15 protein-coding genes are annotated in these 13,700 nt (G+C 49.1%); 8 read left to right on the top strand and 7 right to left on the bottom strand.

The annotated features are described in order from the left end of the window. The first annotated feature begins 4 nt into the window (after positions 1 to 4). The 4 genes from AC04MQ_RS03135 to AC04MQ_RS03120 all read left to right on the top strand — a co-directional run bounded on the left by AC04MQ_RS03135 (position 5) and on the right by AC04MQ_RS03120 (position 5,105). Positions 5 to 1,921 carry a fumarate reductase/succinate dehydrogenase flavoprotein subunit gene (locus AC04MQ_RS03135; protein ID WP_015089232.1) on the top strand — a complete coding sequence of 639 codons (1,917 nt, stop codon included), beginning with the start codon at positions 5 to 7 and terminating at the stop codon, positions 1,919 to 1,921. 10 nt (positions 1,922 to 1,931) lie between these two features. After that, the gene (locus AC04MQ_RS03130) at positions 1,932 to 2,720 is read left to right on the top strand and encodes a succinate dehydrogenase/fumarate reductase iron-sulfur subunit (protein ID WP_015089233.1); all 789 of its coding nucleotides are present in this window, start codon (positions 1,932 to 1,934) and stop codon (positions 2,718 to 2,720) included. A gap of 282 nt (positions 2,721 to 3,002) precedes the next feature. Next, positions 3,003 to 3,251, top strand: coding sequence for a hypothetical protein (locus tag AC04MQ_RS03125; RefSeq protein WP_015089234.1), 249 nt, complete (start codon positions 3,003 to 3,005; stop codon positions 3,249 to 3,251). Positions 3,252 to 3,461: 210 nt separating this feature from the next. Then, complete coding sequence (locus AC04MQ_RS03120; protein ID WP_475391045.1) at positions 3,462 to 5,105, top strand: S8 family serine peptidase; 1,644 nt, start codon at positions 3,462 to 3,464, stop codon at positions 5,103 to 5,105. 68 nt (positions 5,106 to 5,173) lie between these two features. Here AC04MQ_RS03120 and AC04MQ_RS03115 read toward each other — a convergent pair whose 3' ends face one another. Both AC04MQ_RS03115 and AC04MQ_RS03110 read right to left on the bottom strand, forming a co-directional pair. Then, complete coding sequence (locus AC04MQ_RS03115) at positions 5,174 to 6,058, bottom strand: alpha/beta fold hydrolase (RefSeq protein WP_475391043.1); 885 nt, start codon at positions 6,056 to 6,058, stop codon at positions 5,174 to 5,176. Between the two features lie 11 nt (positions 6,059 to 6,069). Further along, entirely contained in the window at positions 6,070 to 6,759 is a 690-nt protein-coding gene (locus tag AC04MQ_RS03110) for an FHA domain-containing protein (RefSeq protein ID WP_041576715.1), read from the bottom strand. A gap of 148 nt (positions 6,760 to 6,907) precedes the next feature. Between AC04MQ_RS03110 and rpsF the strand changes: the two genes are divergently transcribed. The 4 genes from rpsF to AC04MQ_RS03090 all read left to right on the top strand — a co-directional run bounded on the left by rpsF (position 6,908) and on the right by AC04MQ_RS03090 (position 9,783). After that, positions 6,908 to 7,366 (top strand): 30S ribosomal protein S6, encoded by a 459-nt coding sequence (gene rpsF, locus AC04MQ_RS03105; protein WP_015089238.1) that lies wholly within the window; start codon positions 6,908 to 6,910, stop codon positions 7,364 to 7,366. Positions 7,367 to 7,385: 19 nt separating this feature from the next. Beyond that, entirely contained in the window at positions 7,386 to 8,276 is an 891-nt protein-coding gene (locus AC04MQ_RS03100) for a DUF2232 domain-containing protein (protein ID WP_475391040.1), read from the top strand. A 16-nt stretch (positions 8,277 to 8,292) separates the two neighbouring features. Continuing rightward, a complete protein-coding gene (gene rplI / locus AC04MQ_RS03095; RefSeq protein ID WP_015089240.1) occupies positions 8,293 to 8,736 on the top strand; it encodes a 50S ribosomal protein L9 in 444 nt (147 codons plus the stop codon). A gap of 171 nt (positions 8,737 to 8,907) precedes the next feature. Continuing rightward, complete coding sequence (locus AC04MQ_RS03090) at positions 8,908 to 9,783, top strand: S1 family peptidase (protein WP_475391038.1); 876 nt, start codon at positions 8,908 to 8,910, stop codon at positions 9,781 to 9,783. 74 nt (positions 9,784 to 9,857) lie between these two features. On the opposite strand, the gene AC04MQ_RS03085 is transcribed toward AC04MQ_RS03090, so the two are convergent. The 5 genes from AC04MQ_RS03085 to AC04MQ_RS03065 all read right to left on the bottom strand — a co-directional run bounded on the left by AC04MQ_RS03085 (position 9,858) and on the right by AC04MQ_RS03065 (position 13,609). Further along, entirely contained in the window at positions 9,858 to 10,061 is a 204-nt protein-coding gene (locus tag AC04MQ_RS03085; protein ID WP_011162659.1) for a hypothetical protein, read from the bottom strand. A 115-nt stretch (positions 10,062 to 10,176) separates the two neighbouring features. After that, positions 10,177 to 11,103 carry an SDR family oxidoreductase gene (locus tag AC04MQ_RS03080; RefSeq protein ID WP_015089243.1) on the bottom strand — a complete coding sequence of 309 codons (927 nt, stop codon included), beginning with the start codon at positions 11,101 to 11,103 and terminating at the stop codon, positions 10,177 to 10,179. 14 nt (positions 11,104 to 11,117) lie between these two features. After that, a complete protein-coding gene (gene dnaB / locus AC04MQ_RS03075; protein WP_015089244.1) occupies positions 11,118 to 12,533 on the bottom strand; it encodes a replicative DNA helicase in 1,416 nt (471 codons plus the stop codon). Between the two features lie 102 nt (positions 12,534 to 12,635). Further along, positions 12,636 to 12,875 (bottom strand): helix-turn-helix domain-containing protein, encoded by a 240-nt coding sequence (locus AC04MQ_RS03070; RefSeq protein ID WP_015089245.1) that lies wholly within the window; start codon positions 12,873 to 12,875, stop codon positions 12,636 to 12,638. 95 nt (positions 12,876 to 12,970) lie between these two features. Continuing rightward, positions 12,971 to 13,609, bottom strand: a complete 639-nt coding sequence (locus tag AC04MQ_RS03065; protein ID WP_015089246.1) for a radical SAM protein — start codon at positions 13,607 to 13,609, stop codon at positions 12,971 to 12,973. Positions 13,610 to 13,700 lie beyond the last annotated feature (91 nt).

Below are 13,700 nucleotides of genomic sequence, written 5' to 3'. Positions count from 1 at the left end.
CACAATGGCTAACAAATTAGACAGCAAAATTCCCAGTGGTAATATTGAAAGCAAATGGACGAATCACAAGTTCAGTTCCAAGCTGGTAAATCCGGCGAACAAAAGAAAGCACTCCATCATCGTGGTGGGCACCGGTCTTGCCGGCGCATCCGCCGCTGCTTCTTTGGGTGAACTTGGTTACAAGGTCAAAGCCTTCTGCGTGCATGAATCCCCTCGCCGTGCCCACTCAGTGGCGGCTCAGGGTGGTATCAATGCGGCGAAAAACTACCAAAATGACGGCGACTCTGTTTACCGTCTTTTCTACGACACCGTAAAGGGCGGGGATTTCCGCGCTCGTGAAGCCAACGTTCACCGTCTGGCGGAAGTGTCCACGAACATCATCGATCAGATGGTGGCGCAAGGGGTTCCTTTCGCCCGTGAATACGGCGGAACTCTTTCCAATCGTTCTTTCGGTGGCGCGCAGGTGTCCCGTACCTTCTACGCCCGCGGCCAGACCGGTCAGCAGCTGTTGCTGGGTGCGTATTCTGAAATGATGAGACAAGTGGATGCAAAAACCGTGGATCTGTATAACCGCCGCGAAATGCTGGATGTTGTGGTGATCGACGGCAAGGCCCGCGGAATCATCGTTCGCAATCTTTTGACGGGCGAAATTGAATCCCACGAAGCTGATGCAGTTGTGATCGCTTCCGGCGGTTATTCCAACGTCTTCTTCCTTTCCACCAATGCGATGAACTGTGCGGTGACGGCAGCGTGGAAAGCCCACAAACGTGGCGCTTACTTCGCAAATCCTTGTTACACACAGATTCACCCGACGTGCATCCCGGTTCATGGCGACAATCAGTCCAAGCTGACGTTGATGTCCGAATCCCTTCGTAATGACGGTCGTGTGTGGGTTCCTAAGGCTGTCGGTGACAAACGTCATCCGAACGAGATCCCTGAAAACGAACGCGATTACTATCTGGAGCGCATCTACCCGTCATTCGGGAACCTGGCTCCGCGTGACGTTTCTTCCCGTCAGGCGAAATACCGCTGTGACGAAGGCCGTGGTGTGAATGAAGCTGGTAAAGCGGTTTACCTGGATTTCGCGGATGCGATCAAACGTCTGGGTGAAGACAAGATTTCTGAAAGATACGGAAACTTGTTCGACATGTACGACAAAATCACCGGTCAGAATCCATACAAACAGCCAATGATGATTTACCCGGCTCCTCACTACACCATGGGTGGTTTGTGGGTGGACTACAACCTGGAATCCACAATCCCGGGTCTGTTCGTTGCGGGTGAAGCAAACTTCTCTGACCACGGTGCAAACCGTCTGGGCGCTTCCGCGCTGATGCAGGGTCTGGCGGATGGTTACTTCGTTCTTCCATACACTCTGGGTAACTATCTGGGTGGAACAAAACTTGAAAAAGTGGCGACGACTCACGAGGCGTTCAAGGCCGCTGCTCATGGCGTGAAAGAAGAAATCACCAAGATGATGAATATCAAGGGTGCTCGCACGGTCGACAGCTTCCACAAAGAGCTGGGCAACGTGATGTGGGAATACTGTGGTATGGGTCGTAACGAAGCTGGTTTGAAAAAAGCCCTTCAAGAGATTCCAAAAATCAAAGAGGAATTCTGGAACAACGTGCGTATTCCGGGTGATGCGAACTATCTGAACGTGGAGCTTGAAAAAGCCGGCCGTGTGGCGGACTTCATTGAGCTTGGCGAATTGATGTGTCGTGATGCTTTGGAGCGTAACGAATCCTGTGGTGGTCACTACCGTGAAGAGTATCAGGTGGATGGCGAAGCCAAACGTGATGACGAGAACTTCTGTCACGTGGCTGCTTGGGAATACACTGGCGACAACAAACTGTCAGTTCGTCACCAGGAAGAGCTTACTTTCGAAAACGTACACCTAGCAACTCGTAGCTATAAATAAGAGGCGTAGCATGTCTGGAAAAAATATTAATCTGACTTTGAAAGTTTGGAGACAAAAAGGCCCGAAAGACCAAGGGGCCTTTGCAGAGTATCAGGCAAAGAATGTTTCTGAAGACGCTTCTTTCCTGGAAATGCTGGATGCTGTGAACGAAGAACTGGTGGCAAAAGGTGATATGCCGATTGCTTTTGACCATGACTGCCGCGAAGGCATCTGCGGGACCTGCGGTTTTGTGATCGACGGTGAAGCTCACGGTCCGATGAAATCAACAACCGTGTGCCAGTTGCACATGCGTAATTTCAACGACGGTGCGGTTCTGACAATTGAACCATTCCGTGCAAAAGCCTTCCCGATGATCCAGGATTTGATGGTGGATCGTTCGGCTTTGGACCGCGTGATTTCTTCTGGCGGTTTCATTTCCACGAACACCGGCAATGCCGTTGATGCCAATGCGATTCTGGTTCCGAAAGCGGATGCCGATGAAGCAATGTCTTCTGCGACTTGTATCGGTTGTGGTGCGTGCGTGGCGGCTTGTAAGAATGCCTCTGCGGCGCTGTTCACTTCTGCCAAGATCTCTCACATGGCTTTGCTTCCGCAGGGTCAGGTTGAAAGAAAAGAACGTGCGATGCGCATGGTGGGCGCGATGGATGCTGAAGGCTTCGGTGCATGTACCACAACAGGTGCCTGCGAAGCGGCTTGCCCGAAAGAAATCCAGCTGACCAACATCAGCCGCATGAACCGCGAATTCTTCGTGGCGAACGTCACAAAACGTGAAAAACACAAAGACGGCGGCGCCGGCTAAAAGGTGCCTGGTTGTTATTTCTGGCAACAATGCATTAAAGGGAGTCCCAAGGACTCCCTTTTTCTTTTCTAGAATCTAAGATTTGTTTTTTCAACCCCGCGTGATTTCAGTTACTTAGGTAAGATGACGCGTTGTAGGTGTAAAAAATCACCAGGCACCTTTAACCTTTAAATTCTGCATCAAAGGTCTGTCTTATTGAGAGACATCTTTGAATCAAATCATCTTCGAATACTTCTAAAGCTTGTTCAGCAAACTTCCGAAACTAGACCAAGGATTGGGCTTATGAAGAAGATTGATCAACTGATGGCAGAACTGGGCTTTAACAAAAACGCACCTGACAGTGTGAAAGAAGCCTTTATCAAGCACCTTATTAAAGCTTCAACGGGCGTCAACGTGGTGACCCCGTCGGAGAAAAAAGAGATGGCGGCAAACCCTGAACGCATTGTTCAGTTTAAAGCTCCTCAACAACTCAGCTTTGATTTTGTTGAAGAGTCACCTAGACCAAAGCCCAGCAAAAAAGCTGTGTCTTAGTCGAGAGACTGGTGGAAATCCCTGCTCACCACTGGACTTTCGTCTGGATACTACTGGACTTTGAGCCAAAATTTTTAAGAAATCTAACCACAATCGAAAGATAGATAACCAGCCCCCTCTCACATTGGTACCATTTTGGAACTAGGAAACGTCTGGGAAAATTTTTCCCCTTCGCTTTCTGGAAAATCACCCAATGAAGGAGAGGATCATATGACAGGGCTTATCGGAAGAGCCTCCAAGGCAGCCATCTTTGGTTTGCTGATCACAGGATTGAACGCGTTTGCAGCAACGCCTGAATCCGTACCTGGTGAATTCATCGTAAAATTCAAGGACGAGGCCGTAGCTGTTTCTTCCATGAAAGAGCTGAGCCAGGATCTGGGTTCTTACATTAAAGATGTAATCCCCGGTCAAAACATCGTCGTGATCAAACGCCCGGTGTTTGAAATCCAATCCAACGTGATGAAGTCCCTGGCGATGAATCCAAACGTGGACATCGTAGAACCAAACTTCATCTATAGAATCAACAAAACTCCCAACGATCCAATGCTGGGTCAATTGTGGGGCATGATCAACACCGGTCAGGCGGATTCCCAAAAACGTGAAGGCATTGCCGGCATTGATATCGGTGCGGAAGCAGCCTGGAACATTACGACGGGTTCCAAAGATGTTGTTGTTGCCGTGATCGACACAGGCATCAACTACAACCATCCGGATCTTAAATCCAATCTTTGGACGAACGATGCAGAACTAAACGGTAAAGCCGGCGTGGACGATGACGGCAACGGCATCATCGATGATATCTACGGTGCAAACTTCGTAACCGCGGCTAAACCAACTGGCAATCCACTGGATGACCACGGTCACGGTTCCCACTGCTCTGGCACGATCGGCGCTTCCGGTGATGACGGCAAAGGCCTTGTGGGTGTGGCTTGGAATGTTCGCATCATGGGTGTGAAATTCCTTTCTGCGAGCGGTTCCGGTTCTTTGGATGGCGCTTTGAAAGCCATTGATTACGCAACTTCCAAGGGTGCAAAGATCCTTTCCAACTCCTGGGGTGGCGGTGGCTACTCTGAGACTTTGAAACAGGCGATCGAAAGATCCAATGCAGCAGGTACTTTGTTTGTGGCGGCTGCGGGGAATGAATCCAACAATAACGATTCCAACCCGACTTACCCTGCAACTTACGATGTGCCAAACGTGTTGTCTGTAGCAGCTATTGATAACCGCGGTCAGATCGCTTCCTTCTCGAACTATGGTAAAACCAAAGTTCACGTGGGCGCTCCGGGTGTGAACATCGTTTCCTCCATCACAGGTGCGGGTTATGATTCCTGGTCCGGTACGTCCATGGCGACACCTCACGTGTCTGGTATGGCGGTTCTTCTGGCAACGGCTGAGCCGAATCTGACGGGTATCGAGATGAAAGAAAGAATTATCGCGACGTCCAAGCCTCTGGCGGGTCTTCGTGGTAAATCCAAAGGTGGTTTGGCAAATGCTTACACCATGCTGACAAACACCCTGCCCCAGCCGGATCCAAACGATCCAGTAAACTGGCAGACTGTGGACGTGGCCCACTCCACTCCGCACCCCTACACCAACAAATCCAACCTGGTGTATGAAGTTTCTGTACCGGGCGCAAAACAGATCTCCGTCTATTTCTCCAAGTTCGACACTGAGAGAGACTATGACAAAGTGGAGTTCTTTGATGCCAATGGAAAACTTGTCGGCAACATGAGTGGCAAGAACGATGAAACATTCTCTCCGGTTATTGATGGTGAGTATGTGAAGATCGTCTTCACTTCCGATGATTCAGTTAACAGATACGGTTTCGATATCACTAAAGCGGCGTGGAGATAATAAGCCCCACTGGTGATTGAAAAAGCAAAAGCCACTCGGTAAATGAGTGGCTTTTTTATTTTTCGGATTCAGATTTTCTTTTCTTTGACGTCGATCAGGAATTTTTCGATTTTTAGATTGGTGTAATCCGGGAAATCCAGCTGTGTGCAGTGGGACCCGTAAGGCACCAGGGCAAATTCCGAGTGTTTGATTTTTTCTTTGAAGTGATACTGAAAGCGGATCGGCGTGACCATGTCTTTTTCGCCGGAAATAATCAGCACCGGCACTTCGATTTTTTCAAGCACCGGTTCGCCGTCGTATTTCATCAGCTCTTCAAACAGTCTCAGGAACACTTCCAGATTCATGCGGGCCACGCCACGGGCATAGACCTCGATGTCTTTGAAATGCGTGACCTTCAGATTGAATCCACCCGCCAGGGCTGCGATGTACATCGACATCGGATTATCAACGGCCAGTTTCCACAGAGTATTCCACACGTCCGGCTGATTTTCGTATTGTGACTTCACAAAATAGAAAAACGGTTCAACGACATCCAGGCCGAACATGCCCTTGATCGGATTTTTCGCAAAGCCGTTGATGAAGACCATCGACAAAAACAGCTCCGGCTTTTTTTCGTACAGATCCAGCAGCAGAGGCGCGCCAAAGCTGTGCCCGGCAAAGTGAGCCTTGCGGATATTTAAATGCGCCATAAGCCCGATAATGTCCTTGGAAAGGGCTTCCACGGTCAGTTGGCTGACGTCGGCGACGGGACAGGATTTCTGATGCCCGCGCAGATCAAAACTGATGACCTGATATTTCTTCGAGAAGTATTCAATCTGGTGATGCCAGTGATTCAGCAGACAGGCGATGCCATACACCAATACCAGAGGCTCGCCCTCGCCGCGCACTTCGTAGTAAATCGGAGTGCCGTCGAAGCTTTCAAAGCTGCCGGTGGTTTTGGGTGTGGTCTGCATGATGCCTTCCTCTAGATGTAGGTGACTTTAATAAGGGTGTTCCCCACAGAAATCAAATCCCCATCTTTTAACATTTCGGCATCTACGGATTTATTGTTAAGGGTGACCCGGCCAGGTGCTTTAATTTTAATTTCCACCATGCCCGGTCCTGAGTGCAGTTCAAAGGCCTCTTTAGGGGCTTCGTCGTCCAAAAGCTCAATATCCAGGCAGTCGGCCCCGGCCTTTCGGGGGCCGTACCCTAAAATAATTTCCTCATCGGTTTGGATGCCCTGAATGAACTGTAGACGCAGTGCAGGACTGAAGCTTTGCAAGGTTGGCGGCTCGGAGGTCTCAGGGGCCGTCAGCGCCCCCAGGCGGTCTTGCAAAATACTGCGCCAGGTGATCAGGCGGCTGAAATCCAATGCGAGTTCCTCTTCGACGGTCACGACTTTGAACTGGGTCCTTCCCAGCTCAAAGATAACCCCCGGTAATAACGCCACTTTTTTCACACGGCGGCCATTGATATGGATCCCGTTGGAAGACTCCAGATCCTGCAGAACGTACTGCCCCTTCCCGTCCACCGCAAACTGGGCGTGGGTGCTGGAGACTTTTCCGTCCTTGATGATGATGTCGGCCTTGGATCGACCCAGGGTCAAACCCTCTTCAACTTTGAAGCGGGAACCTTCGTTGGGGCCGTCCATAATCTCAATAAATGTGACCATTTACACATTCTAGGGCTGGTTTCTTGGGGATTCAATTGCCTATTCCTTGTGCTTGGGCCAAAGCCGTGCTAAACCCGTAAAACATTTTAAAAAGTCATCCTTGCTCCCGCACACAGAGGTGGGGGCTATAAACCGAAAGGATAGTTCAATGGAAACTACTACAACGAAAAAACCTTACGAGGTTGTCGTTCTTATGCACCCAGATGCTACTCTGGAAGATCAAAAAGATCTTTTCAAGAAGAACAAAGCTACGATTGAATCCTACAAAGGTTCCATCAACTCTTTGGAAACTTGGGGTAAAAGAACTTTGGCAACTCCAATTGGTAAGCTGAAAAAAGCTGTCTACTTCCACTCTACATTCGAAGCAGATACTCAAGCTATTGCAGAGCTTGAAAGAACTATGCGTATCAACGACAAAGTTCTTCGCTTTATGCACACTCGCCTGGATGAGCGCACTTCATTGGGCAAATTCATGGAAGGCTTCAAAAAAGGTCTTGCTGAATCTGCAGCTCGTGAAAAAGAACGTGAAGCAAAAGCTGCTGCCCGTAAAGCTGCATTTGCTGCTGCTAAAGCAGAGCGTTCTGAGCGTTACGACAAAGGCGAATAATTTAGAAAAGGCGTAAGCCATGAAGAAGACGGCGACCCCACAGAAGTTCATCACAATTTCATCTCTCTCGATTTTGTTGTCGATGCTCACTGTGGTTATGGGCGCCCCTCTTCTGCGTGTTTTGCGCCAGACTTACGGCCCCGTCGCCTTTTGGATTTTGGGGATCGTGGTCACAGGAGCAGCGTGGCTCCTGAACGCTCAACCTCTCGCTCTGTTTCTAGGCTCTGTTTGGATGACTTTAGGCGCCTATATGGAAATGGAACAAAGAGGACTTGGGTGGTGGATTTCGGGTCTGCTGAGTGTCTTCGTGGGATCTGTGGCCGCTGGCCTGGGTATCCTGGGGGCGTTCAAAAGAAACGGCATCAACACGTATGCTGAAGTTCAGGGACTGGTGGAAAAATTCGCACAGAAGGTTCAGGAAATGAATCCCGCTGTGAAAATGGATCCGGGTGTTCTGATGCAGCAGGTTCCCTCGGCCGTGGTTATCATTTTGGTGTTAGCCCTGGGTTTGGGACTTATTTTTGAGAGAAGGGTTTTTTCGTGGCTCAATTTGCCCCGCGAGAAAATTGCCTCTCAGCTCAAGTTGTTGGAATATCGTTTGCCCGATTATTTTATCTGGGTGGCGATGACAGCCTTCCTTCTGACAATGGTGAGTTTTGGCGGTAAGGCCATTGCTATCCTCGCAGTAAATATTTTGAACGTCGCAATCGTTCTTTATTTCTTCCAGGGGCTGGCAGTGTTGGAGGTATTTCTGAATTCGATGAGAGCAGGATTGTTCATTCGGGTTCTGACGTACATAATCTTGGTCGGTCAGTTATTGCCGATTCTGGCAGTGGTTGGCTTGATCGATTACTGGGTTGATTTCAGAGCGCGTCTTCGCAAAATGAAGACACCGTCTGAAAACAGCTAAAAACTATGGAGATCACATGAAAGTTATTCTTCAAAAAGACGTTAAAGATGTAGGTCGTGTTGGTGAGTTGGTGAACGTTTCTGAAGGTTTCGCGAGAAACTTCCTGTTCCCACGCAAACTGGCTGCTGAAGCTACTGAAAAACGCGTAAAAGAGTACGAGCACTTGCAACGTGTTGCTGAAGCGAAAAAGAAAAAAGCTTTGGCTGAAAGACAAGAGATCCTGAACAAAATCAACGGCACTACAGTTACATTCAAATTGGCTGCGGGTGACACTGACAAATTGTTCGGTACTGTAACAACTACAGACATCTCTAAAGAACTTCAGAAAATGGGTCACTCTGTTGACCGTCGTGACATCCACTTGGAAGAGCCAATCAAAGTATTGGGTCAGCACAAAGCGGTTGTTCGTTATTCTGAAGGCATGGAAGCAAAGATCCAGATCGCTGTTGAGCGCGCGTAAGCCGCATTACAGTCTTCTGAAAGCTGAATGTTTCTTTAAAGGGACCCTTGTAGGGTCCCTTTTCTTTTTATCCATAAGACTTTTTTATGGACCACATTTGAAAAATTGTATTGCACCGGTGCCATTTTGGGTGTTTAACGGCCTCACCTTTTGGGGAAGGTAGGGGGCGACATGAAACTAATCAACGTATCTAAAGTATTGGTTCTGACGACGACGGTTCTGGCAGGTTTGGTGGCGTGTTCACCGGCTTCTCAAAACGCGGTAAACACTCAAGGCACAAGCATTATCGGCGGCGAGCCGGTAGAGACTTCTGATTCCATCGCAAAGACCACAGTGGCTATTATCGCTTCTGTACAAACTCAGGATGGCCAGGAAGGTTCTTTCATCTGCACGGGTTCCCTGCTTAAAAACAACATGGTTCTGACGGCAGGTCACTGCGTTCCGGTTGTGGGCGAAGAATACAAAGAAGTCGCTATCTATATTATTTTCAACACTGACATCAATAAAATGGAAAGAACAGATGTTCGCCTGGTGACGGATGCAGTTGTTCATGAAGACTACGGCAAAATGGGCGAGCAAGGTGAAGACGCCAACGACGTGGCGGTTTTGAAGTTCGCGGGCAACATGGCTCCGGGCTACAAAGTGGCGAAGTTCCTGTCTGATGAATCCCTGCTGGTTGCAGGCACGAAAGTGACTTTGGCGGGTTACGGTCTGATCGAAACAGATGGCGTGAACACAAAATCTGACGATCGTCTTCGCAAAGTGGATGTTGAGATCGTTGAATCCTTCGGTAAAACTGAAATCCTTTTGGATCAGTCCCAGGGTAAAGGTGCTTGCCACGGTGACTCCGGTGGTCCGGCGTTCCTGGAAGTAAAAGGTCAGCAGTACGTTTGGGGTATCACCAGCCGTGGTGCCGGTAAAGACGGTAAAGATGACTGCTCTCTGGTCAGCGTTTACACGAAAGTGAAATCTCAAGCGGATTTCATCAACGGTGCGATGAAGACTTTGCAAAAAAGAGCGAAACAAACAGCGGTAGCGGCGAAGTAATTCCCCACCGGGTTTAAAAACAAAAAGCCACACTGAGATAGTGTGGCTTTTTTCGTTTTAAGGGGTTGAATTGATTAAGCGCTCTCGGCGCCGTCCTCGACATGCATTTCCAGGAAGACCATCTGCAGGTATTCCGCCATCACCTCGCGCAGTTCTTCCAGCGTCAGGCTGTCGGGATTCTTCCCGTGCTTTTCCAGCAAACTGTTGAATTCTCTTTCGACAGGGTCCTGTGGCAGTCCAGTTGCCGCAACCACTGTCTTCGCTAGATTATTTCCCATGATCAGCCTCCATGCTTTTCAAAGGTCTCTATATTGAAGACGACTTCAGTCCATCAAGAGGTTAACGGGAACTCAACCCCAAACCCCCAAACAAGTCCAAGGTCCAGTTGGCCGCCTAAGAGCGCCTGTGCGTGTGCTCTTTAGCCCAATGCCGCGCCCCCGGCAGGCACCAGTACAGGAACGGCAACAGCACCCGGCGTGGCAGCAGTCGGCGGATATAATAAAATACCGTCGCATCCAGGGTCGCCGGAATCCACAGTGGCGGGTTTTCGGTTTTCATGGTGTGCAGAATCTGTTTGGCGACTTTTTCCGGAGTGGTCAGCGACATGTTCATCATGTTTTCCACAAACGGGGTCATGTTCTTATAGAAATCACAATACGGTCCATTCCAGTTGCGGGCCGGATCCGAGTTCTGGGTGTGATAGACGTTCTTGTGGGAAGGGCTGTGGATGAAGCCTGGTTGCACCAGAGAGATCGTCACCCCAAAGGGGCGCATCTCATACCACAAGGCTTCCGAAGCGCCTTCCAGCGCGAACTTCGAAGCCGAATACGAAGACATCGTCGGCATCGCCAGCATCCCGCTGACGGAAGACACGTTGATGATCTTTCCCCTGCCCGTTTCACGCATGTGCGGAAGGCACAGACGGATCAATCCCATCGGCCCGAAATAGTTGGTGGCCATTTGCAGCTCTTCATCTTTTTCGGTCATGTGTTCAACCACGGCACGATAAGAAATGCCGGCGTTGTTGATCAGAATATCGATGCCGCCCCAGATTTTGCTGACCTCATTCACCAGCAGTGAACGATCGGTTTCAGAAGTCACATCCAAGGGACGAATCAACAGGCGTTCATCTTCCAGAAATTCATCGCGAAGTCTATCCAGGCTTTTTTCCCGCGCTGTCAGCACCAGGCGGTATTCAGGATGCCGGCGCAAAAGATGCGCAACTGCAAGACCGATCCCGGAGGAACATCCAGTGACTAAAACGACCGGTTTGAACTCTTGTTTGTGTTTTCGTTTGAAGAAATGAAAAAGGGGCCCCATAGGACCCCATTATGTTAGACCGTTGAACCCGGTGCAAAGTTTTTAGGTCTGCCGCCCGGCATTGGTGGGGGCGCCTGTGGTGGAGGCAGTGGACTCACCGGGCTGCCTTCCGGATCTGCATCACGGAATCTATTGTACTGGGCATCGAAGCGCATTTTCACAGGGCCGGTGGCACCGTTACGCTGCTTACCCACGATCACTTCGGCGTGACCTTGTTTGTCCGGATTTTCTTTGTCGTAGTAGTCATCACGATAAAGCATCATGATAACGTCGGCATCCTGCTCGATGGATCCGGATTCCCGCAGGTCAGAAAGCATAGGTTTCTTCTCGGTACGTCCCTCAACCCCACGATTCAGCTGGGCTAGTGCGATCACCGGAATCTGCAATTCCTTGGCGATGGCTTTCAGGGATTTGGAGATTTCCGCAACCTCTTGCTCACGCGAGGACATTTTCTGTTTCATGCTCATCAACTGCAAGTAGTCGATCATGATCAGATCAAGACCGTGTTCGGCTTTCAGACGACGGGCACGGGAACGAATCTCAAACGGAGAAACACCCGGTGTATCGTCGATAAAAATGGAAGCTTCAGAAAGCGCGCTGGCGGCGTTGATAAGTTTCGGCCATGCAGAATCCTGGATGCGGCCGTTACGGATTTCGCTCATGCTGACTTTGGATTCAGCAGACAACATACGCATCATCATGGACTCTTTACCCATCTCCAGGGAGAAGTAAGCAACAGTCTTTTTCAGACGAAGCGCCACGTGCTGGGCGATATTCAGAGAGAACGCGGTTTTACCCATCGACGGACGAGCGGCGATAATCGTCATCTCACCCGCGTGCAGACCCGCAGTCATTTCATCCAGTTTTTTGAAACCGGTGGCAAGACCCGTGATCTCCGCCTTATTTTTGTAAAGCTCTTCGATTTTCTGGATGGAAGCTTTAACGATCTCCATAGAGCCCACCAGGCCCGTTTTGGCTTTGGTATCACCAATTTTGAAGATCTCGGATTCCGCCTGATCGACGAAGGATTCAACGTCGATGAAATCCTGATCATACGCTTTTTCAATCAACGAAGAGTTGATTGAAATAAGACGGCGCAAAGTCGCCTTGTCTTTCACGATTTTCGCGTGAGTGGAAATATTCGCAGAAGAAATTGTTTTATCCAGAAGGCTGATCAGATATTCAGGACCGCCGGCAACATCCATGTGTCCCTGGGACTGCAGAACGTTGGTCACAGTGATGATATCGATGGGCTGGCCCTTGGCGTGCAAATCTTTGATGGCTTCGTAGATTTTCTGGTGACCAGGCTTGTAGAAGTCATCGGCCATCAGGACGTCACCGACCTGATCGAGAGCTTCGCGATCCAGCATCAAACCGCCCAGGATGGACTGTTCGGCATCAAGATTTTGTGGTGGAATTCGCGTACTCATTGAACCCCTCTAGAGTGGCGAAAATTAATAGAACTCAAAATTTGCGGGCCTCGTGCGTGGTGGTGGTTCTAGGTGGCCCGCTGATGCAAGACTTGAACGATACTAGTTCATTTTCTTTACACGAATCTTATAGTTGTCAATTTTCTTCTTAAGAGTGTTGCGATTGATGCCAAGCATTTGCGCGGTTTTCACCTGATTGCCGTTATAGGCACGCAAAGCAAGCTCAAGAAGAGGTTTTTCCACTTGTTCCAGAACCACATTGTACAAACCGTTCAACTCAACTTGTGCTTCTTTTTGCTGGGCAAAAAGAACTTCTAGTTTGCTTTTAACTAGTTTCTCCAAGCTTACAGATTGAAGGTTAGCGACAAAAAGATTATCGGAACTGTTTAGGTTCGGCGTCATGGAACTCCCAAAATTTCAGACTGAATAGTTAGAGACTATACTCCGCGTGTTTCGGGATTCCAAATATACTTATGGAGCTGTAATTGCAACCTTGCTGATGAATTTTTCTGCAAAATTTTTTCTGCCAACCAGCGTTCAGACACTTGGCCGTATGATGGGCTGTATAAAACCACAAATTTTTCAAATAAATTATGTTGACGGCAGAAATCCTCAGACCATTCGAAATCTTCTTCTGAACAGATGACGAACTTGTATTCCGTGCTGGCAGTGGAAAAGCCGATGTTGGCCATCACAAATGAATCTGCAGCACCGCTGTCAGGAGTTTTCACATCCAAAATAATTTTTACGCGAGGATCCACCAGTTCAACACTTTTTGATCCACTTGTTTCCAAAGAAACCAAGTAGCCTTTGTCGCACAAAGTTTTCATCAAAGTGTGAACTTCTTTTTGCAACAGTGGTTCACCACCGGTGATGCAAACATTAGGTGCCTTATGAGAATCGATTTCGGCGATGATGGCTTCCAGGGTCTGCATCTCACCTTCATAGTACGAATACTTGGTGTCGCAGTAAGTGCAGCGCAGGTTGCAGGCGGTCAGGCGCACGAACACCGTGGGGCAGCCCACATAGGTCGTTTCACCTTGAATACTATAGAAAATCTCATTTATTTTAAGCATTTGACTGGCTCTTTGTCGGGCATACCGGGGCTTAAGTCAAGGAAGGCCCCTGCGAGCATGACTAACTGCTGGGAATTTCGTAAATTTTTTA

The organism is Bdellovibrio sp. MYbb2 (assembly GCF_056175685.1).
This window is presented reverse-complemented; position numbering and strand designations above follow the sequence as displayed.

What these genes read in the sequence shown, in the direction of transcription:
- AC04MQ_RS03135 (WP_015089232.1), top strand. Translation starts at nt 5, where the DNA reads ATGGCTAACAAATTAGACAGCAAAATTCCCAGTGGTAATATTGAAAGC.
- AC04MQ_RS03130 (WP_015089233.1), top strand. Translation starts at nt 1,932, where the DNA reads ATGTCTGGAAAAAATATTAATCTGACTTTGAAAGTTTGGAGACAAAAA.
- AC04MQ_RS03125 (WP_015089234.1), top strand. Translation starts at nt 3,003, where the DNA reads ATGAAGAAGATTGATCAACTGATGGCAGAACTGGGCTTTAACAAAAAC.
- AC04MQ_RS03120 (WP_475391045.1), top strand. Translation starts at nt 3,462, where the DNA reads ATGACAGGGCTTATCGGAAGAGCCTCCAAGGCAGCCATCTTTGGTTTG.
- AC04MQ_RS03115 (WP_475391043.1), bottom strand. Translation starts at nt 6,058, where the DNA reads ATGCAGACCACACCCAAAACCACCGGCAGCTTTGAAAGCTTCGACGGC.
- AC04MQ_RS03110 (WP_041576715.1), bottom strand. Translation starts at nt 6,759, where the DNA reads ATGGTCACATTTATTGAGATTATGGACGGCCCCAACGAAGGTTCCCGC.
- rpsF (WP_015089238.1), top strand. Translation starts at nt 6,908, where the DNA reads ATGGAAACTACTACAACGAAAAAACCTTACGAGGTTGTCGTTCTTATG.
- AC04MQ_RS03100 (WP_475391040.1), top strand. Translation starts at nt 7,386, where the DNA reads ATGAAGAAGACGGCGACCCCACAGAAGTTCATCACAATTTCATCTCTC.
- rplI (WP_015089240.1), top strand. Translation starts at nt 8,293, where the DNA reads ATGAAAGTTATTCTTCAAAAAGACGTTAAAGATGTAGGTCGTGTTGGT.
- AC04MQ_RS03090 (WP_475391038.1), top strand. Translation starts at nt 8,908, where the DNA reads ATGAAACTAATCAACGTATCTAAAGTATTGGTTCTGACGACGACGGTT.
- AC04MQ_RS03085 (WP_011162659.1), bottom strand. Translation starts at nt 10,061, where the DNA reads ATGGGAAATAATCTAGCGAAGACAGTGGTTGCGGCAACTGGACTGCCA.
- AC04MQ_RS03080 (WP_015089243.1), bottom strand. Translation starts at nt 11,103, where the DNA reads ATGGGGCCCCTTTTTCATTTCTTCAAACGAAAACACAAACAAGAGTTC.
- dnaB (WP_015089244.1), bottom strand. Translation starts at nt 12,533, where the DNA reads ATGAGTACGCGAATTCCACCACAAAATCTTGATGCCGAACAGTCCATC.
- AC04MQ_RS03065 (WP_015089246.1), bottom strand. Translation starts at nt 13,609, where the DNA reads ATGCTTAAAATAAATGAGATTTTCTATAGTATTCAAGGTGAAACGACC.